The organism is Caballeronia glebae (genome assembly GCF_001545035.1).
Lineage (GTDB): Bacteria > Pseudomonadota > Gammaproteobacteria > Burkholderiales > Burkholderiaceae > Caballeronia > Caballeronia glebae.
Genome location: NZ_FCOJ02000001.1, coordinates 135,411 through 154,862, shown reverse-complemented (window position 1 = coordinate 154,862; position 19,452 = coordinate 135,411). Strand labels below are relative to the sequence as shown.

General features: G+C 63.6%; 17 protein-coding genes. 7 read left to right on the top strand and 10 right to left on the bottom strand.

What is annotated here, in order from left to right; all coding sequences use genetic code 11:
- Window positions 1–92 precede the first annotated feature (92 nt).
- Window positions 93–818 (top strand): TetR/AcrR family transcriptional regulator, encoded by a 726-nt coding sequence (locus AWB82_RS00705; protein ID WP_086964803.1) that lies wholly within the window; start codon window positions 93–95, stop codon window positions 816–818.
- A 7-nt stretch (window positions 819–825) separates the two neighbouring features.
- On the opposite strand, the gene AWB82_RS00700 is transcribed toward AWB82_RS00705, so the two are convergent.
- The 3 genes from AWB82_RS00700 to AWB82_RS00690 all read right to left on the bottom strand — a co-directional run bounded on the left by AWB82_RS00700 (window position 826) and on the right by AWB82_RS00690 (window position 4,027).
- The gene (locus AWB82_RS00700) at window positions 826–1,722 is read right to left on the bottom strand and encodes a ferritin-like domain-containing protein (RefSeq protein WP_086964801.1); all 897 of its coding nucleotides are present in this window, start codon (window positions 1,720–1,722) and stop codon (window positions 826–828) included.
- 84 nt (window positions 1,723–1,806) lie between these two features.
- Window positions 1,807–3,219 carry an MFS transporter gene (locus AWB82_RS00695; protein ID WP_086964799.1) on the bottom strand — a complete coding sequence of 471 codons (1,413 nt, stop codon included), beginning with the start codon at window positions 3,217–3,219 and terminating at the stop codon, window positions 1,807–1,809.
- Window positions 3,220–3,352: 133 nt separating this feature from the next.
- Window positions 3,353–4,027 (bottom strand): TetR/AcrR family transcriptional regulator, encoded by a 675-nt coding sequence (locus AWB82_RS00690; RefSeq protein ID WP_235023116.1) that lies wholly within the window; start codon window positions 4,025–4,027, stop codon window positions 3,353–3,355.
- 129 nt (window positions 4,028–4,156) lie between these two features.
- On the opposite strand from AWB82_RS00690, the gene AWB82_RS00685 reads away from it, so the two are divergent.
- The 3 genes from AWB82_RS00685 to AWB82_RS00675 all read left to right on the top strand — a co-directional run bounded on the left by AWB82_RS00685 (window position 4,157) and on the right by AWB82_RS00675 (window position 8,015).
- On the top strand, window positions 4,157–5,683 hold the full coding sequence (locus tag AWB82_RS00685; RefSeq protein WP_200818011.1) for an MDR family MFS transporter: 1,527 nt from the start codon (window positions 4,157–4,159) through the stop codon (window positions 5,681–5,683).
- A gap of 202 nt (window positions 5,684–5,885) precedes the next feature.
- Window positions 5,886–6,680, top strand: coding sequence for an ABC transporter substrate-binding protein (locus AWB82_RS00680; protein ID WP_086964795.1), 795 nt, complete (start codon window positions 5,886–5,888; stop codon window positions 6,678–6,680).
- Window positions 6,681–6,899: 219 nt separating this feature from the next.
- Window positions 6,900–8,015 carry a succinylglutamate desuccinylase/aspartoacylase family protein gene (locus tag AWB82_RS00675; protein WP_086964793.1) on the top strand — a complete coding sequence of 372 codons (1,116 nt, stop codon included), beginning with the start codon at window positions 6,900–6,902 and terminating at the stop codon, window positions 8,013–8,015.
- A 10-nt stretch (window positions 8,016–8,025) separates the two neighbouring features.
- On the opposite strand, the gene AWB82_RS00670 is transcribed toward AWB82_RS00675, so the two are convergent.
- On the bottom strand, window positions 8,026–8,394 hold the full coding sequence (locus tag AWB82_RS00670) for a nuclear transport factor 2 family protein (RefSeq protein ID WP_086964791.1): 369 nt from the start codon (window positions 8,392–8,394) through the stop codon (window positions 8,026–8,028).
- Window positions 8,395–8,633: 239 nt separating this feature from the next.
- Between AWB82_RS00670 and AWB82_RS00665 the strand changes: the two genes are divergently transcribed.
- Window positions 8,634–9,830 carry a porin gene (locus tag AWB82_RS00665; RefSeq protein ID WP_086964789.1) on the top strand — a complete coding sequence of 399 codons (1,197 nt, stop codon included), beginning with the start codon at window positions 8,634–8,636 and terminating at the stop codon, window positions 9,828–9,830.
- Between the two features lie 67 nt (window positions 9,831–9,897).
- On the opposite strand, the gene AWB82_RS00660 is transcribed toward AWB82_RS00665, so the two are convergent.
- The 4 genes from AWB82_RS00660 to AWB82_RS00645 all read right to left on the bottom strand — a co-directional run bounded on the left by AWB82_RS00660 (window position 9,898) and on the right by AWB82_RS00645 (window position 14,890).
- A complete protein-coding gene (locus AWB82_RS00660) occupies window positions 9,898–11,547 on the bottom strand; it encodes a bifunctional aspartate transaminase/aspartate 4-decarboxylase (RefSeq protein ID WP_086964787.1) in 1,650 nt (549 codons plus the stop codon).
- Between the two features lie 49 nt (window positions 11,548–11,596).
- Window positions 11,597–13,288, bottom strand: a complete 1,692-nt coding sequence (gene aspT / locus AWB82_RS00655) for an aspartate-alanine antiporter (protein ID WP_086964784.1) — start codon at window positions 13,286–13,288, stop codon at window positions 11,597–11,599.
- Between the two features lie 180 nt (window positions 13,289–13,468).
- A complete protein-coding gene (locus AWB82_RS00650; RefSeq protein WP_086964782.1) occupies window positions 13,469–14,530 on the bottom strand; it encodes an alkene reductase in 1,062 nt (353 codons plus the stop codon).
- Between the two features lie 54 nt (window positions 14,531–14,584).
- A complete protein-coding gene (locus tag AWB82_RS00645) occupies window positions 14,585–14,890 on the bottom strand; it encodes an ArsR/SmtB family transcription factor (RefSeq protein ID WP_200818010.1) in 306 nt (101 codons plus the stop codon).
- Between the two features lie 176 nt (window positions 14,891–15,066).
- Here AWB82_RS00645 and AWB82_RS00640 point away from each other — a divergent pair, with 176 nt between their 5' ends.
- The gene (locus AWB82_RS00640) at window positions 15,067–15,474 is read left to right on the top strand and encodes a DUF6232 family protein (protein ID WP_086964780.1); all 408 of its coding nucleotides are present in this window, start codon (window positions 15,067–15,069) and stop codon (window positions 15,472–15,474) included.
- Between the two features lie 110 nt (window positions 15,475–15,584).
- Window positions 15,585–15,926, top strand: coding sequence for a hypothetical protein (locus AWB82_RS00635; protein WP_086964778.1), 342 nt, complete (start codon window positions 15,585–15,587; stop codon window positions 15,924–15,926).
- Window positions 15,927–15,937: 11 nt separating this feature from the next.
- On the opposite strand, the gene AWB82_RS00630 is transcribed toward AWB82_RS00635, so the two are convergent.
- Window positions 15,938–18,391 (bottom strand): glycogen/starch/alpha-glucan phosphorylase, encoded by a 2,454-nt coding sequence (locus tag AWB82_RS00630; RefSeq protein WP_086965168.1) that lies wholly within the window; start codon window positions 18,389–18,391, stop codon window positions 15,938–15,940.
- A gap of 242 nt (window positions 18,392–18,633) precedes the next feature.
- Window positions 18,634–19,452, bottom strand: coding sequence for a 2-aminoethylphosphonate ABC transport system, membrane component PhnV (gene phnV, locus AWB82_RS00625; protein ID WP_096031408.1), 819 nt, complete (start codon window positions 19,450–19,452; stop codon window positions 18,634–18,636).

Sequence of the window (19,452 nt, the reverse complement as noted above, 5' to 3'; positions counted from 1 at the left end):
ACCACGGGATGGGGCAATTTCACGCTCAAATCGCCTAGCCGTCAATAGATTTTTGAGCTACGCTCACATTTATTTCCCCTCGTTTCCCGCCAATGTCCACGCAAACCACCGCCACCGGCCGCCGCGCGCCCGCCGGGATCAAATCGCAGCAGCGCGTGAAGGACATCCTGCAGGCGGGCCGCGATGTCTTCGCCGAGAAAGGTTACGACGCCGCGACGAGCGCGGAGATCGCGCAGCGCGCGGGCATTTCGGAAGCGACCGTGTTCAGCTATTTCAGCGGCAAGCGCGAGTTGTGCGCACGCGTCATCGCCGATTGGTACGACGAAATCATCGATGCGTTCGAGACCGGCTTGCCGCGCGACGGCACCGTGCGCCAGCAGTTCGCGTTCATCGTCAGGACGCACATGCGGCTGATGCTGATGAACGGCACCGGGCTATGCGCGCTCGTGCTGTCGGAAGGCCGCACCAAGCAGCACGACCTGTCGGACACACTGACTGAACTGCAACGCCGCTACACCGCCCCGCTGATGAACGTGCTCGCGCGCGGCCAGGCGCTCGGCCACGTGCGCGCGGACATGCCGCTGCGGCTGTTGCGCTCGCTCGTTTTCGGGCCGATGGAGCATGTGCTGTGGGACGCGACGCTCGCGAAGCGCCGCCTGAGTCAGACTCAGATCGAGACGACGGCGAACGAACTGGTGGAAGTGTTGTGGGCGGCGCTGCAGCCGCAGAACGCGCAACTGGCGGCGCTGGCGCAGTTCCGTCAGGAAGTCGAGGAAGCCTCGCGCCGGTTCGACGCGGCATCGAAACCGGCGGAATAAACGCTGGCTACTTCCTGATGAAGCGCAGCGCGAGACGCGCCAGTTTCGGCACGGTGGCCGGACGAAGCAGGCGCGCGTCATAACCGCTCATGCGCCGATCGTTTTCGGTGAGACATAGTTCGATCAACGAGCGAACCGATACATCGCCCGCGACCGAATCGCCGACATTCGCCGGGAAATTCGCGTCCTGCGCCGCGCCGCTCTTGTCGAAGCCGCGCGCGAGCGAGATTCGATCGCGAATCAGCGAAAACCACACGCTCGCGATCTTCGCCAGAAACCACGGTTTCCGATACCACGGCAGGCTGCGCCGATACCATGCGACCCAGTTCGCGAAGAACAGAATGTGCCGCGCCTCTTCCTGAATGACGGGCTCGAAGGTTTCGACGAGCGCTTCGGGGAAATATCCGGACTGGCGCGCCGCCTCGAAGAGGCCGAACGCGAAGAAACTGTCGATGCACTCGCTGTAGCCCGTGAGCATCCACGCGCGCAACGCGTCGTCGGGAGCGGGATACGGCGGCTCGGCCGCGAGCGCGATGCCATAGGCCTCGACCAGCTTCGATAACACCAGCTTGTGGCGCGCTTCCTCGCCGCCGTTCATGCGCAAGGCTTCGCGCAGATGCGGATCGTCGACCGTGCCCGCGTAGGTCGCGACGCGGATCGAAGCGCGCCCTTCCGTCTGCACGGCGATATCCCAAATGGGCAGCGCGGTCACGCGCTTCAACGCGGCCGGATCGAGCTTCGGCCACTCGATGACGGCCGGCTTGTACGGGTTGTGCGTCGTCAGCAGCATCTCGCAGAACATGCGCTTGTGCAGGTCCGAACCGATCGGAATTTTCCCCGTCGACCGGTACGTCCAGTTGCGCATCGCATGATCTGCTTCCACCGGGTTGAGCGTGTCGGACATATTCGAATATCGGCCGCCGGTTGGGTAGGTCCTGCGGATTTTGGCATACAGGACGCAAACTCGCAGCAGCGCGCGCATTTTCGCTTAACCCGAGATTTTCTCCAGCGCGAGATCGCGCGTTCTCGGCCCCATGATGCCGATCGCCGCCATCACGACCAGCATCGCCGATGCAATGAACACGAACACGCCCGGCGTCCCGAAACCCTTCAACACGCCCGCGATGATGAACGACGTGAAAATCGCCGAGAAACGGCTCCACGAATACACGAAACCGACGGCGCGCGCGCGGATGCTCGTCGGGAACAGCTCGGTCTGATACGCGTGATAGCTGTACGACATGACGTTCGCGGAGAGCGTGAGGCCGACGCCCATCGCGATCAGAAACCCCGCGTTGCCCGACTGGCTGAAGGCGAGGCCACACACGATATTGACCGCCGCCATCGCGACGATCGCCGTCTTGCGCTCAATCCTGTCGGCGATGGCGAGCCCGATGATCGGCCCGAGCGGCGCCGCGATCGCGATGATGCTCGAATACATCAGGCTCGACGTCACCGTGATGCCCTGCTTCACGAGCAGCGTCGGCACCCAGTTCGCGAAGCCGTAAAAGCCTACGGTCTGGAACACGTTGAAGATGATCATCATCGCGGCGCGCTTGCCGTAGGGCGGCTTCCACATGTCCGCGAAAGCGCCGCGCCGGTCGGCCGTTTCGACGACGGGCTCGGGCGGCGGCAGCGGTTTGCCGTACTCGCGCGCGACTCTTTCTTCGAGTGCGCGCAGCACGCGATCGGCTTCGTCGAGCCGCCCTTTTTGCGCGAGCCAGCGCGGGCTTTCCGGCAGCGTGCGGCGAATCCACCAGACGAAGAGCGCACCGTGCGCGCCGACGATCACGACCCAGCGCCAGCCGTCGATGCCGAAGGGGGCGCGCGGCACCAGCAAATACGCGAGGAACGCGACGACCGGCACCGCCATGAAGCCGACCGCCTGCTCGCACGCGAACGCGCGCCCGCGTATGCGCTTCGGGGCCAGCTCGGAGATATACGTGCCGATGGTCACGAGTTCCACGCCGATACCCACGCCCGCGATGAAGCGCCAGATGTTCAGGCCCGTGGCGGTGTCCTGGAACGCCATGATGAGATTGGCGCCGGTGTACCACAGCAGCGAGTACGTGAAGATCGCGCGCCGTCCGAAGCGGTCGGCGAGAAAACCACAGGCGATCGTGCCGATGAAAAGCCCCGCGAACAGCGACGCGATGAAGCTCGCGACGCCCGTCATGCCGAAGAGACCGGTGGTCGTCGCCGTGAGAATGCCGCTTTTCACGAGACCCGGCGCGACATAGCCGGAATATAGAAGATCGTAAAGCTCGAAGAAAAATCCGAGGCTCAGAAGGACGATGAGCGTCCAGACGGAGCGCGTCGCGGGCAGGCGATCGAGCCGGGCCGAAATGCCGCCGGCGGTGACGGGAAGCGCCGCTGCGGGCGTGGCGCGAGGTGTTGCCATCAGGTTGTCTCCTCTTTAGGCGGGCTGCGCCGCGCTGCTTCGATAGCTTCGATAGCTTCGATGGCGCGGCGCGGTCGAACGAGGGACGAATTTTAACCGCGTGGATAACCGCGCTGGCTTTAGCCGCGATCGATCAAGGTTGAATGCCGTTCATCAACAACGCGACGACGTGCCGCGCAAGCTGCTCCGCGCTGAGAGCCCGATCGCCTTCGCCGCGCCAGCGCACCGTCGCAAGCGGAAACACCGTCAGTCCAAACAGCGACGCGAACACGAGCGACGGCTCCAGCGCCGCATTCAGCTTTCCTTCTTTCTGCCAGCCGGCGATGCGCTCGATACCGCGATCCCTGTGCGCGTCGCCGAAGCGCTCGACCATGCGCTGGCGCAGCAGCCCGCCCTCGCTGATCATCTCGCGCACCCACAGCGCCGCGAACCACGGATACTTTTCCACCGTCGTGACGAGTGTCTCCACGAAGGCGCGCAGCGTCTCGACCGGCTCGGAATGCGGATCATTGAAAACGCGTGCGAGTTCGGCGCGCAACGGCACGAAACGCTCGTCGATGAGCATGTCGAGCAACTGATCGCGTGTCTTGAAGTAGTAGTGAACCATCGCCGGCGTGACGCCCGCCTCGCGCGCAATCGCGCCGAGCGTGGTCTCGCCGATTCCCTGCCGCGCGAACAGTTCGAGCGCGAGATCCAGCAGTTGCGCACGCGCCTGGTCGCCGTGCGCGCCGCTCGGCCGACCGGGCCGGCGGCCGGGTTTCTTCGGCGGCGCAGGAATTTGGGATTCGCTCGCGCCGGTGTTCAGCACATCGTTTGCCATAAGAAATTGACGAAAATTCTTCCGTCGTCTATATTAATCTTCGTGTTAATTAAATACAATCCGTCTGAGTCGCCGGGCCGCCCGCCCGCACGTGGATTCGTTAAACCGACCATCGAAATGACATCTTTGCATCAAACCGCCGCCGTGGGCGCGAACGCGTCCGACGAAACGGACCTCGCTTCGAAGCCGCCCATCTGGCTGCTGTTCACGGCGCTCATGCTCGTGATGCTGCTCGGCGCGCTCGACCAGACGATCGTATCGACCGCGCTGCCGACCATCGTCGGCGATCTCGGCGGGCTCGAAAACCTCTCGTGGGTCGTCACATCCTATCTGCTCAGTTCGACGATCGTCGTGCCGCTCTACGGCAAGTTCGGCGATCAGTTCGGCCGCAAGGTCGTACTTCAGGCGTCGATCCTGATCTTTCTCGTCGGCTCGATCCTCTGCGGCGTCGCGCAGAACATGACGCAACTGATCGCGTTGCGCGCCCTGCAAGGTCTGGGCGGCGGCGGCCTCATGGTCATCACGATGGCCGCGATCGCCGACGTCATTCCGCCCGCCGAGCGCGGCCGCTTTCAGGGGCTCTTCGGCGGCGTCTATGGCCTCGCGACGGTCGTCGGTCCGCTGGTCGGCGGTTTTCTCGTCGAGCATCTGTCGTGGCGCTGGATCTTTTATATCAACCTGCCGCTCGGCCTGATCGCGCTCGCCGTGATCCAGCTCGTGTTCAAACCGCACAGCGCGCACGTGAATCATCGCGTGGACTACATGGGCGCGGGCTTTCTCGCGGCGGCGCTCACCTGCATCATCCTGTTCACGAGCGAAGGCGGCACGCTCCTTCCGTGGAGTTCGCCGCAGCTCTGGTGCACGCTTTTGCTCGGGCTCGTGTGCCTCGGCGGCTTTGTCTATGAAGAACGCATCGCCGCCGAGCCGATCATGCCGCTCTCGCTCTTCAAGGAACGCACTTTCGTGCTCGCGGGGCTGATCGGCTTCATCGTCGGTTGCGCGATGTTCGGCGCGGTGACGTTCCTGCCGCTCTATCTGCAGGTCGTGAAGGGCTCGACACCGTCGCAGGCCGGCCTGCAGATCACGCCGATGATGGGCGGCGTGCTGCTGTCGTCGATCGTGAGCGGGCGCATTATCAGCAGGATCGGCAAATATCGCTTTTTCCCGATCATGGGCACGGCATGCGTTGCCGCTGCGATGCTGCTGCTCTCGACGCTCGAACTCGACACGCCGCTCGCGATCATGAACATCTATATGGCGCTGCTCGGACTCGGGCTCGGCATGGTGATGCAGGTGCTCGTGCTCGCGGTGCAGAACGTCGTCGAATTCCGGTTGATGGGCGTGGCGACCTCCAGCGCGACGCTGTTTCGTTCGATCGGCGGCTCGGTCGGCGTGGCCGCGTTCGGCGCGATCTTTTCAAACGGCTTGCGCTCGCGGCTCGAAGCGCTCGTTGCGCCCGGCACCGAACTGCCGCAATCGCTCGGGCCGCAGACGGTCGCGCACCTGCCGTCCGCATTGCGCGACGACTATCTGCACGCATTCGCGGGATCGATGCACACGGTTTATCTCGTCGCCGCGTGCGTCGCGTTCATCGCGTTCGGGCTGTCGTGGTTCCTGAAGGACCATCCGCTCAGGAAGCGCTGACGCGCGCACGAACACGAGTAAACGCTCTAAAGCCCCGCTATCGGGGCTTTTACTAGCTCCCGAACTATTTTGGCTTGGTAACCTTCTGCCGATTCTGAGCGGACACGATCCGCGGAATATCATGCTCCGGCGCGCAACGACGCGCCGGACGCCCGGGACGAGACCTTCCGGGCGGAACTGACTACCTTCTGGAGTTAAAACAGTGAAGAAACTGCTCGCGGCACTGACGATTTCCCTCCTCGCCGCCACGTCGCTCACGGCCGTCACGCCGGCGCTCGCGAAGGACTATTCGACGATCCGTTTCGGCGTCGACGCAAGCTACCCCCCGTTCGAATCGAAGGGTTCCGACGGCAAGCTGGTCGGCTTCGACATCGATCTCGGCAATGAAATCTGCGCCCGCCTGAAGGCGAAGTGCGTGTGGGTGGAAAACGACTTCGACGGCATGATCCCCGCGCTCAAGGCGAAGAAGTTCGACGGCGTGCTCTCGTCGATGTCGATGACGCCGCAACGCGCCGAACAGATCGCTTTCTCCAGCAAGCTCTTCAACACGCCGACGCGCCTCGTCGCGAAAAAGGGCAGCAACATCCTGCCGACGGCGGAGGGACTGAAAGGCAAGAACGTGGGCGTCGAACAAGGCACGATCCAGGAAACCTATGCGAAGACCTACTGGGCGCCGAAGGGTGTGACGGTGACGCCGTACCAGAACCAGGACCAGGTCTACGCCGATCTGATCTCGGGCCGTCTGGACGCCGCGCTGCAAGACGCGGTGCAGGCTGAAATCGGCTTCCTGAAGACGCCGCGCGGCGCGGGCTACGACTTCGCGGGCAAGGCTATCGACGATCCGAAGACGCTCGGCAACGGCGCGGGCATCGGTCTGCGCAAGGAAGACACCGATCTGAAGGCGAAGATCGACAAGGCGATTGCCGACATCATCAAGGACGGCACCTACAAAAAGCTCGAAAAGAAGTACTTCGAGTTCGACGTGTACGGCAGCTAAGCCGCTCGCCACGGCCCGCACCGGCTGACGAACGGGCTCCGCGCTCAAGGGCGCGGAGCCCGTTTGCTTTTCGGACACGCGGCGCGCGCGGGCATTCGGGCTCCCGTCGCGTCGATTTCGGCTAAGATCGAACGTCCGACAGGACGGCCGCGGACGGAGACACCGCGGCGGCCGGCACATTCCAGAGGCAAGACCCGCGCATTCAGGCGCGCGACCACTATGCAAACCAGAACTCACACGCTCATCTCGCCGACGCTCGGCACTTCCCGCACCATCACGAGTTTTCACTACGGCCCCGGCGGCGGCCAGAAGATCTATGTCCAGTCCTCGCTGCACGCGGACGAACTGCCCGGCATGCTCGTCGCGTGGCGTCTGCGCCGTCAGCTCGCCGAATTCGAAGCGGCGGGCAAGTTGCGCGGCGAAGTCGTGATCGTGCCGGTGCCGAATCCGATCGGCCTTTCGCAGCATCTGCACGGCACGCTGATGGGCCGCTTCGAGACCAATAGCGGCCACAACTTCAACCGCAATTTCTACGATCTCGCCGCGCTGATCGCCCCGGGCATCGAAGCGCGCCTCGGCAACGACGCCGGCGCGAACAAGCTCGCCGTGCGCGCCGCGATGAAAGAAGCGCTCGACGAGCAGACGCCGCGCACCGAACTCGAATCGCTACGGCTCGCGCTGCAAAAGCTCTCCTTCGACGCCGATGTCGTGCTCGATCTGCACTGCGATCTCGACGCCGCGCTGCATCTCTACACCAATCCGGACATCTGGGACGAAGTCGAACCGCTCGCACGCTATCTCGACGCGAGCGCGTCGCTGCTCGCGCTGAATTCGGTCGGCAATCCGTTCGACGAGATCCACAGCTTTTGCTGGTCGGATTTGCGCAAGCGCTACGGCGAGCGTTTCCCGATCCCGAACGGCGGCATTTCGGTGACGGTCGAATTGCGCAGCCAGCACGACGTGTCCTACGAACTCGCAGATAAAGACGCGCAGGCGATCGTCAACTATCTGATCTACCGCAGCGTGATCGATGCGCCCGTGCCTGAGCAGCCGCCGCTCGCCTATCCCGCGACGCCGCTCGCGGGCGCTGAACCGATCGTCGCGCCGGCGTCGGGCGTGCTCGTGTTCCGCGCGCAAGTGGGCGCGTTCGTCGAAGCGGGCGAGCCGATCGCCGATATCGTCGATCCGCTCACCGATGTCGTCACCACGCTCAAATGCACGACCTCGGGCGTGATGTACGCGCGGCACATCACGCGCTTCGCGACGGCCGGGCTCGAAGTGGCGCGCATCGCGGGCGCGAAGGCTTATCGCACGGGATCGCTGCTGTCGGCGTAAGCGTTCGCCATCAGAACGGCGCGAGGCAGCATTGCGCCGCCACGACCTTCCACGCGCCGCCGATGTCGCCCCACGTTCGCGTGTAGCGCAAGCTGCCCGCGAACGGCGCGCCCGCGAAGGTTCCTGAAATCGCCGCGCGCGTCACCGTGACGGCAAAGCCGCTGTACACGCGCACGCTCTGATCCTCGACGTCCAGCTTTTCGATGCGCTGCATGCCGTAGCGATGCCCGTTCAGGTCGTCGGCCTTCGTCCAGACCTTGCCGGTCGCGTCGACGAAACTCAGGTCGTCGGCCAATAGCGCATCGAGCGCGTCCACGTCCGACGCCACCATCGCCTTCTTCAGGCGCTCCTCCAGTTCGCGGATTCCTTGCTCGTCCATGATTTCGCTCGCGGTGACAGAACCGTGAGCATGGCATTGGACCCGCCGGATACACAAGCGCCGATCCGTCGCCGGCCCTGTTGCACGCGCGACACACCGCAAGCCGTCCGACAGCACTGTCACATTTCTTTCTTTGGCGCCCGCTACATTTGCGCCGGTCGCCGCCACGCGCCGTCAGAGCGCGACGCACCGCAGACACCGTCGACCACCACACCGCGAACCAACTCACGGAGCATGTTTTGAAGAAGAATCTCTTGGCGACCGCCGCGCTCGCCGCCTTTGCCGCCCTCGCCGCCCCCTCCGCGCAAGCTCAAAGCAGCGTCACGCTGTACGGCATCATCGACGCGGGTATCAGCTACGTGAACAACAGCACGCAAACCGCGACGCGCGCCGGCGATTCGCTCGTCAAGTACGACGATGGCGTCGCGCAAGGCAGCCGTTGGGGCCTGAAAGGTTCGGAAGACCTCGGTGGCGGCCTGAAGGCAATCTTCACGTTGGAGAACGGCTTCAACAGCGGCACCGGCACGCTCGGCCAGGGCGGCGCGATGTTCGGCCGTCAGGCATACGTCGGTCTCGCGAAGAACGACGTCGGCTCGCTGACTTTCGGTCGTCAATACTCGTTCTCGACCGACTACCTCGGCAGCAACTATTCGATCGGCGGCCAGACGCTCGCGGGCAACTACGCGTACCACATGAACGACATCGACCAGCTGACGTCGAGCCGCATCAACAACGCGGTCAAGTTCAGCAGCGCGAGCTTCTACGGCGTGACGTTCGGCGCGATGTACGGCTTCTCGAATCAGGCAGGCGCGTTCGCGGGCACGCCGAACACGACCGTCGGCACGACCACGACGGCGGGCTCCTCGCGCGCATACAGCTTCGGCCTGAACTACAAGGCCGGTCCGTTCGGCCTCGGCGCGGCGTACACCGACATCCGCTACCCGGCGGCGGCATCGCCCGCGTTCAGCACGGCCGTGGCGAACATCCAGACGATGGGCACCGCGAACGCCGGACGCGATCTGCGCACGTTCGGCGTCGGCGCGAACTACGCGTTCGGCGCGGCGACCGTGTTCGGCCTGTGGACCAACACGCTGTTCGAGCCGATCAACGGCGCGAGTTCCAAGCTCAACGCGTTCGATATCGGCGGCAAGTACGCCTTCACGTCGGCGCTGTCGGCAGGTCTCGGCTACTCGTACCTGAACATGACGGGCAACTCGACCGGCCACTGGAACCAGATCGACGCGAGCGTCGACTATGCGCTCTCCAAGCGCACCGACGTGTACGCGCTCGGCATCTACCAGAAGGCTTCGGGCTCGAACCGCGGCGTGGAGAACCAGGCGTCGATCGGCTCTTCGTCGTCGAGCTACTTCGGCACCTCGGGCCTGGGCGAGAACGACCAGCTCGCGTTCCGCGTCGGCATCCGTCACAAGTTCTGAGCTTCTCGTCCGATCTGAAATGAAACCGGGCCGCATCGCGCGGCCCGGTTTTTTTGCTTCACACGTTTTACTTCGCTTTATCGGACTTCTTGCCGACGGCCTCGTGGTAGCGCTCGATGTACTCGTCCATCAACTTGCGGATCGCGCGGCCGATCTGCATGTAGTCGCTCTCGTTCAGATTCGCGAGCGACACGCGCCCCGACGGATGTGGCGTGCCGAAGCCGCGCCCCGGCAGCAGCACGACACGCGCGTCCTTCGCGAGCCGGAAGAGAAGCTCCGAAGGCTCCGTATTCTTGATGATCCAGTCGACCAGATCACGGCCATGCCTGCGCTCGCCGAGATATTCGATATCGAGGATCGTGTAGTAGTCCACCGCGTTCACGTCGTTGGCTTCGAGCGCGATGCCGATCTCGCGATAGAGCGCCTGCTTGCGGCTGCGGATCAGGCGCTTGAGCGCGTTCTTGTACGCGTCGGGCGTGTCCATCAGCGAGAAGAGCGAGAACAGCACCATCTGCACCTGCTGCGGCGTCGAGAGGCCCGCCGTATGGTTCAGCGCCACGGTGCGGCTGTCCGCGACGAGGCGATCGATGAACTTGAGCTTGTCGGGCGCCGTCGTGATCGATTCGTAACGCTCGTGGAGCTGCGCCTTTTTATCCTTCGACAGCGCGGCGAGTTGCGCGTCGAGCACGTTCTCGCGATGCGTCGCGATCGCGCCCAGGCGCCAGCCGGTCGCGCCGAAATACTTCGAATACGAATAGACGAGGATCGTGTTCTTCGGGCACAACGCGAACAGCGACACGAAATCGTCGGCGAAGGTGCCGTAGACATCGTCGGTCAGCAGGATCAGATCGGGGCGCTCCTTCACGATCTCCGCAATGTACTGGAGGCTTTCGTCATCCATCTTCACCGACGGCGGATTGCTTGGGTTCACGAGGAAAAACGCCTTCACGTTCGGGTCGCGCAGCTTGTCGAGTTCGGCCTTCGAGTATTGCCAGCCCCGGGCGACGTCGGCTTCCAGATTGACGACCTTCAGCTTGTAATCGTTCAGGCGCGGAATCTCGATGTACGGCGTGAAGATCGGCGTGCCGAGCGCGATGGTGTCGCCGGGCGCGATCAGGAAGTTCTCGCGCATCGTGTTGAAGATGTAGGTCATCGCGGCCGTGCCGCCTTCGACCGCGAAGACATCGAATTCGCCGACGAACGGATGCTTGCCGATCATCTCGCGCCGCAGATATTGCGCGACGATCTGCTCCGAAAGCTTAAGCATGCGGTCCGGCACCGGATAGTTCGATCCGAGAATGCCTTCGCACATTTCATAGAGGAAGTCGCCGGCGTTCAGGCCAAGCTGATCGCGCACGTAGGAGACCGCGCCCGCAAGAAACGCGATGCCCGGTTCGCCCTTGTTTTCGCGCGCGAAGATCTCGAAGCGCTCTTCCAGCCCCTCGCGCTTCGGGAAGCCGCCGACGCCTTCGGGCATGTACGCGAACGAGCGCTCGGACTCGCGCATCGCGAAAAGGCCGAGTTGCCAGAAACCATGCCGCGGAATCGTCGCGAGAAAGTTCGGATTGCCGCGCCCCGCGTTGAGCATCGAGAGATTGGCCGGACGTTCGACCGCCCCGCCGCCCGCCGCCTTGATGAGTTCGTCCTTCAGCTCGAACGGGCTGAGCGCCGCCATGCCGGCGCGGTCGTTGGAACCCGATTTATCGGACTTTGCCATTCGATACCTCCTGAATTGATGATGAAAACAGTGAGACGGAAAAGCCGCGTCACGTGAGCAGCATCACGATGATCATCCCCCAGATCGTGAGCAGCGTATTGCCGACCGCATAGGTCACCGTGTAGCCGAGACCCGGCGCCTGACTCTTCGCGGCGTCGCAGATCATGCCGAGCGCGGCGGTCGTCGTGCGCGCCCCGGCGCAGATGCCGAGCAGAATCGCGGGATGAAACTTGAACACGTACTTCGCGATATACATGCCGATGATGAGCGGCACCGACGACGCGAAGATGCCCCACAGAAAGAGACTGACGCCGAGCTTTTGCAAACCCGCGACGAAGCCCGGCCCAGCCGAGATACCCACCACGGCGATGAAGACGTTCAGGCCCACCGAGTTCATGAACCAGATGGTCGGCGACGGAATGCGGCCGAAGGTCGGATGAATCGCGCGCAGCCAGCCGAACACAATGCCCGCGATGAGCGCGCCGCCCGCCGTCGACAGCGTGAGCGGCACCGCGCCGACATGCAGCACGAGCGCGCCGATCAACGCGCCGAGCGTGATCGCCAGGCCGACGAAAGCCATGTCGGCGGCGTCCGTCGGACGGTCCAGCACGCCGAGCGCCTTCGCGGCCGCCGACGTATCCTGCGTGCGGCCGATGAGCGTGATCGTGTCGCCGCGATACAGCTTCGTGCTCGGCAGAATGGGAATCTGCGTTTCGGTCGCGCCGCGCTTGATCTTGCGCAGAAACACACCGCGCGAGTTCGGCGACTGCGCGAGTTCCTGCAGCGTCTTGCCTTCGATGGCCTTGTTCGTCACGTAGACATCGACGCCTTCGATCGGCACCGCGAGCAGTTCGGCGTCGTCCACTTCCGTCGCGACGCTGCCGAGCAGATCGACGAGCAACTCGCGCCGCCCCGAAATCGCGACGACATCGCCCGGTTGCAATATGTCGTCGATCTTCGCTTCCTGGATGGTCCCGCCGCGTCTGATCCGCTCGATGAAAAGCCGCGCGCCGGCCGGCTCCAGCGCCTCGGCCTGCGCGACCGACATGCCCGCCGCGCGCCCGCCCTCCGCCACGCGATAGGCGCGCAGCTCGAACTTGTGCCATGCCTGGCCCGCGCCGCCGAGATCGCCGCCGCCGCCGAGGGTCGCCTCGTACTCCTTGCAGGCCGCGACGAGATCGATCTTGAGCAGCCGCGGACCGAGCATCGCGAGAATGAGCGCGGAGCCGATCGTCCCGAAGATATAGGTCACGGCGTAGGCGGTCGGCATCGCGTCGAGCAGGGCCTTGGCTTCATTGGGCGGCAGGCCGAGGCGGTTGACGGCGTCGGTGGCGAGGCCCATCGATGCCGAGATGGTTTGCGAGCCCGCGAACAGGCCCGCCGCCGAGCCGATGTCGTAACCCGCGATCTTCGCCGCCGCCAAGGGCGCCGCGAGACACAACACGCACTGGATAACCGCGAAGAGCGCCTGCGGCAGACCGTCCTTCGCGATGCCGCGCACGAACTGCGGGCCGACGCCGTAACCCACGGCGAACAGGAACATCAGAAAGAAGACCGATTTGACGTTCGGCGAAATGGTGATGCCCAGTTGCCCGATGGCGATGGCCGCGAGCAAGGTCGCCGTCACCGCGCCGAGGCTGAAACCCCGAAAGCTCTTTCCGCCGACCCAATAACCGACGCCCAGTGACAGAAAAATCGCGATTTCGGGGTAACTACGCAGTGTTGCGGTGAACCAGGACATAGGCACTCCTTACGGGTATGAACCGAGCCCGCATCAGCGATGAAGGAAATGGACGATCCGAAGGCAAGCAATATACTATTTGCGGCTCCGTTGAAAGAGGGCGTGGGACACCGCGCCGCACAAACGAAAACAGCGGCCGAAGCCGCTGTTTTTTGTGGAAATGCGAAACTGCGAAACGTTTTATTCGGCCGTTTCGAGCAACGGATAGTCCGTGTAGCCCTCGGCGCCCGGCGCATAGAACGTCGAAGTATCCCAGTTGTTGAGACCGGCATCGACTTCGAAGCGGCGCACGAGATCCGCATTGGCGATGAAAGGCTTGCCCCACGCAACCGCGTCGGCGTCGCCGCGCGCGATGATCGCTTCGGCGCTTGCCTTCGAGAAGCCTTCATTGACGATATACACGCCGCCGAACGCCTTCTTCAGTTGCGGCCCGAGGCTGTCCGCGGCTTCGTGTTCGCGCGCCGCGATGAAGGCAATCTTGCGCTGACCCAGTTCACGCGCGACATACCCGAAGGTCGCGGCGCGGTCGCTGTCGCCCATCGTGTGCGAATCCGCGCGCGGCGCGAGATGCACGCCGACACGATCCGCGCCCCACACATCGATACACTGATCGACGACTTCGAGCAACAGACGCGCGCGGTTTTCGATCGAACCGCCGTATGCGTCGGTACGCGCATTGGTGCTGTCCTGCAGGAACTGGTCGAGCAGATAGCCGTTCGCGCCATGCACTTCGACGCCGTCGAAGCCCGCGCGCTTCGCGTTTTCCGCGCCCTTGCGGAACGCTGCGACGACACCGGCGATTTCATCGAGTTCGAGCGCGCGCGGCGTCACGTACGGACGCTGCGGACGCACGAGGCTCACGTGCCCGCCCGCCGCGATCGCGCTCGGCGCCACGGGCAGTTCGCCATTGAGGAACACCGGATCCGAAATGCGGCCGACGTGCCACAGTTGCAGGAAAATCTTGCCGCCCGCGTCGTGCACCGCTTTAGTGACGAGCTTCCAGCCTTCCACTTGCGCGTCGGACCAGATACCCGGAGTGTCCGCATAGCCCACGCCTTGCGGCGTGACCGAGGTCGCTTCGCTCAGAATGAGACCGGCCGATGCGCGGTCCGCGTAATACTGCGCCATCAGCGCGTTGGGCACGCGTTCGACGCCCGCGCGCTGACGCGTGAGCGGCGCCATGACGATGCGGTTCTTGAGCGTGAGTGCGCCTACTTTGAGCGGATCGAAGAGAATCGACATAAATTGGAATCCTAATAAAATTGAAAGCAGACTTTCACCGTACGGTAAGCAGACTCAGAGATTCCCGATGGAATCGCGAAACGCCTGAATGACCGCCTCGTCGCGCTTGAAGAACACCCACTGTCCAACGCGCTTCGTGGTAACGAGTCCGGCTTTGTGCAAGGTCGCGAGATGCGCCGAAACGGTGGACTGCGACATACCGCAGCGCCCATCGATCTGACCCGCGCAGACGCCATGCGACAACGGCAGTTCCTGACTCGGAAACTGCCGCTCCGGCTCCTTCAGCCATTCGAGAATCTCGCGGCGAAGGGGGTTGGCGAGGGCCTTGTGAATTGCGTCGATGTCCATTTCGTTGCTCATGCGTCTGACGAACGGCACGCACTGCCTTTCCGAATCGTCTTGAGGCGAAGTATATATCGTAATTTTCCGATATGCAAATGCGGCAGCGAATGCGTCAACCTGCGACCTGCCGCCGCGCGGCGGCGTCTGGTACGCTCCCCGGTTTCATCGGCTGCAAAAAAGACTACGAAACTCTTATGGATACTCCTTTCAACGAACGCGGCGTGACACTGTCGCGCGCCGGCCTGTCGGCGTCGGGTCAGATGATTCCGCTGCGCGATCTGCGCACCGCGCGCGTCGTGATGATTCCGCGCCAGAAGCCATTGCCCGTCATCATCGCGCTGATCGGGATCGTCGTGCTCGGCGCGGGCATTTTCACCGGTTCGGGCGCGGCGCTCGTGATCGGCGTGATGACGGCCGTGGTGGGATACCTCACGTGGATCACGCAAGACGTGATCTATCAACTGATGGTCGCGACGCCCGACGGCGAGCGCGAAGTGCTCATCACGAAGGATCAGGAATTCGCGGATAAAGTGGCGGCGCTCGTCGGCGAGGCGGTCGCGAAACATGCGGCGAGCGCGGCGGCGAACCCAGCGCAGGCCTGATCTTGATGCGGCGTTTATACGGCGGCGCGTCTCTTTAGCCCGGCCTTTAGGCGCGCGGCGCTAGATTGCAAGCATTGCCACTACGAGCCGTCGCCGGACGGCTTAAATCGATGGACATCCGCACTTTCGACTCCTCCGCCCTTTCCCGCGCGCTCGATGGCGGCTCGCCGCGCCGCCGCGAAACGCGTCACTGCGAAACGCGTCACTGCGTCGCGTTCGATCTGACCGTTCCGGGGCTGGATTCGTCGGCCGCGCGCGAAGTGCTCTCGTATGCGTTCGGCGCCGGCACGCAGGCTTATATCGTGGGGACGAGCCGCCTCCACGATTGCACCACGCTCTATGTCGAGACCGACAGCGAGGACATCAACGACGTCATCGGCACACTCACCGCGCATTTTCCGAATGCGACGCTCGGCCGCGTAACGCGCGTCACGCGCGTCACGCGGCACTGAATGCGTCGTCGTCAGGTGATCTGCAACGGCTCGATGTGCCAGATATCGCGCGCATACTCCGCGATCGTGCGATCCGACGAGAAAATGCCCATGCCCGCGACATTCTCGATCGCGCTCCTCGTCCACGCCTCCTTGTCGCGGTACTTGAGGTCGACTTCGGTCTGCGTCTGGTCGAAGCTGTCGAAATCGGCGAGCACCATGTAGTGATCGCCCCAGTCCACGAGCGTGTGGAAAATGTCGTAGAACCGGTGCGGCTCCTCCGGCGAAAAATGCCCGAGGCGAATCTGGTCGAGCGCGAGCTTCAGCTCCGGGTTCTCCTCGTAGATCTGCCGCGGCCGATAACCCGCCGCGCGCAGCGACTCGATCTCGTCGGTCGTATTGCCGAAAATGAAGATGTTCTCGCGCCCCACGGCATCGCAAATTTCGATGTTCGCGCCATCGAGCGTGCCGATCGTCAGCGCGCCGTTCAACGCGAGCTTCATGTTGCCGGTGCCCGATGCCTCGGTGCCGGCCATCGAGATTTGCTCCGACAAATCCGCCGCGGGAATGATGAGCTCGGCAACGGACACACCGTAGTTCGGAATAAAGCCCACCTTCAGCCGGTCGCCGATGAGCGGGTCCGCGTTGATCTTGCGCGAGACATCGTTGATGAGCTTGATGATGTTCTTCGCCATCTTGTATGCCGAAGCCGCCTTGCCCGCGAACATCACCACGCGCGGCGTCCAGTCCTTCGCCGGATTTTCGCGAATGCGGTTGTAGCGCACGATCACATACAGGATGTTCAGCAATTGCCGCTTGTATTCGTGAATGCGCTTCACCTGCAGGTCGAACAACGCCTCCGGATTAATGATCGCGTTGGCGTCGCGTTTCGCGCGCTCCACTAGCCGAAGTTTGTTGGCGAACTTCGCGTCGTGAAACGCCTTGCAGAACTCGGGATCGTCGCGCCATTCGCGCAGACGGCCGAGCTCGAACAGATCGGTGCGCCAGCGCGGCCCGAGCCGCTTGTCGATCAGCGCGGACAGCGACGGACTCGCCTGCGCCAGCCATCGGCGCGGCGTGACGCCGTTCGTCACGTTGGTGAAGCGATCCGGATACATGCGCGCGAAATCGGAAAAAATGTTCTGCACCATGAGTTGCGAGTGCAGCTTCGATACGCCATTCACCTTGTGGCTCGCGACGATCGCGAGATGCGCCATGCGCACGCGCCGCTGACCGAATTCATCGACGAGCGAGATGCGACGAATCAGTTCGACATCGCGTCCGAACTTCTCGGTGACTTGCTTGAGAAATTGCGCGTTGATCTCGAAGATGATCTCCAGATGCCGCGGCAACAAGCGCGCGAGCATCTCGACGTCCCACGTTTCGAGCGCCTCGGGCATCAGGGTGTGGTTCGTGTAGGAGAACATCTGCTGTATGAGCTTCCACGCCTTGTCCCACGGCAGATGATGCCGGTCGACGAGAAGCCGCATCAGTTCCGGAATCGCCAGCACCGGGTGCGTGTCGTTCAGATGCACCGCGACCTTTTCCGCGAGCCGCCCGAAGTGCGAATGCGTGCGCTGATAGCGGCGAATCAGATCCTGCATCGTCGCGGAGACGAAGAAGTATTCCTGACGCAGACGCAACTCGCGTCCGGCCTGCGTCGAATCGTCCGGATACAACAGGCGCGACACGTGTTCCGATGTGTTCTTCGCCTCGACCGCGCGGCGGTAGTCGCCCTGATTGAACGCGGAGAGGTCGAACTCGTCGGTGGCGCGCGCGGACCACAGGCGCAGCGTATTGGTCGCCGTCGTCGCGAAGCCGGGAATGACCGTGTCGTAGGCCATCGCGTTGACGTGCTCGGTATCGATCCAGTCGGTGCGATCGTCGTGCTGCACGGTGCGGCCGCCGAAATGCACGGTGTACACGACCTCGGGCCGCGGAAACTCCCACGGATTGCCCGCGCGCAGCCAGTAGTCGGGCATCTCGACCTGATTGCCGTCGACGATCGTCTGCCGGAACATGCCGTATTCGTAACGGATGCCGTAGCCGAAGCCGGGCACGCCGACAGTCGCCATCGAGTCGAGGAAACACGCCGCGAGACGCCCGAGGCCGCCGTTGCCGAGCGCGGCGTCCGGCTCCAGATCTTCGAGCGCCGCGAGATCGACGCCGAGCCCGGCCAGCGCATCGCGAACCTCGTCGTAGATGCCGAGCGCGAGCAGCGCGTTGCTGAAGGTTCTGCCGATGAGAAACTCCATCGACAGATAGTAGACGCGTTTCACGTCTTGCTCATATTGAAGCCGCGTGGTGCGCATCCAGCGCGCGACGAGACGATCGCGCACGGCCAGTTCGGCTGCATGGAGCCAGTCGCGCGGCTGCGCGGTGACTGCATCCTTGCCGACGCCGTACATCAGGCGGTTCGAGATGGAGCGCCTGAGCGCATCGACGGTGCTGTTGAGCTGGTCGAATTCCAGGTCGACGGATGTCATCGAAACCTCCGGTTTTTGCAACATATGCAATGACCGCGAAAGCGCGACTGGAGTTCACATCGGACGCCCCGAAATGGCGCCCTGCCCCGGTCGGGCGGGTGCGGACGTGCCTGAACGTGCAGGTTACGCCAGTTTTATTTTTTTTGGTATGACGAGGCGGAACCGGGCGAGGCCCGCGAATTGCTAGTGAAGAAATTCGCAGACTCGCGATACCGACGGTATTTACTTCGGATTCCGTATGTTTATCGCGCGATGGCACGTGGCGCGCGGGCGGCGATCAGAAGAAGCGCCGCGAACGATATGGCCAGCGGAATCAGCGAGAGCGCCGAAGCCGGCAGGTAATAGCCGCGATTCACCTGCCCCACGACGACGATCGGCACGGTCGCGAAGCCGGGCGGATACACCGTGAGCGTCGCGCCCAGTTCGCCGAGCGAGAGCGCGAAACCGAGCGCGAGACTGGCGCGGATCGCGGGCACGAGTTGCGGCAATACCACGCGCGCGAGCACCATGCGCGGCGGCGCGCCGAGGCTCGCGGCGGCTTCGCGCAGCGTCGTGAGCTCGGGACGCAGCGCGGCGGCGGCGCATCGGTAACAGAACGGCAACACGAGCGCGAGTTGCGCGAGCACGACGATCGCGGCCGAGCCGGACAGATCGAGCGGACGCTTGTGATACGCGATCAATACCGCGAGCCCGAGCACGACGCTCGGCACGCCGCTGCCCATCATCGCGACGGCGTCGACGAGCGCGCCGAGCCCGCGCCGGTCGCGTCCTTCCAGCGCGAGCGCGAGCCAGAGCCCGAGCGCCGTGCCGAGAAACGCGACGCCTACGCCGATTTCGAGACTCGTCGTGACAGCATCGAGATCGCTCGATGAAAGCCGCGCGAACCAGCGCGTAGTGAAACCGTCAGGCAGGATGGTGCCCGACCAGTGCGACGCGACGCTCGACAGCGCAACGACGACCACCGGCAGCACGAAGAGCCAGAAGCACAGAAGCGCGAATAATGCGGTGAACGCATGACGCAGCAGCGCCCGAGGCCCAAAGGCAGCAGCGATGCGTTGCAT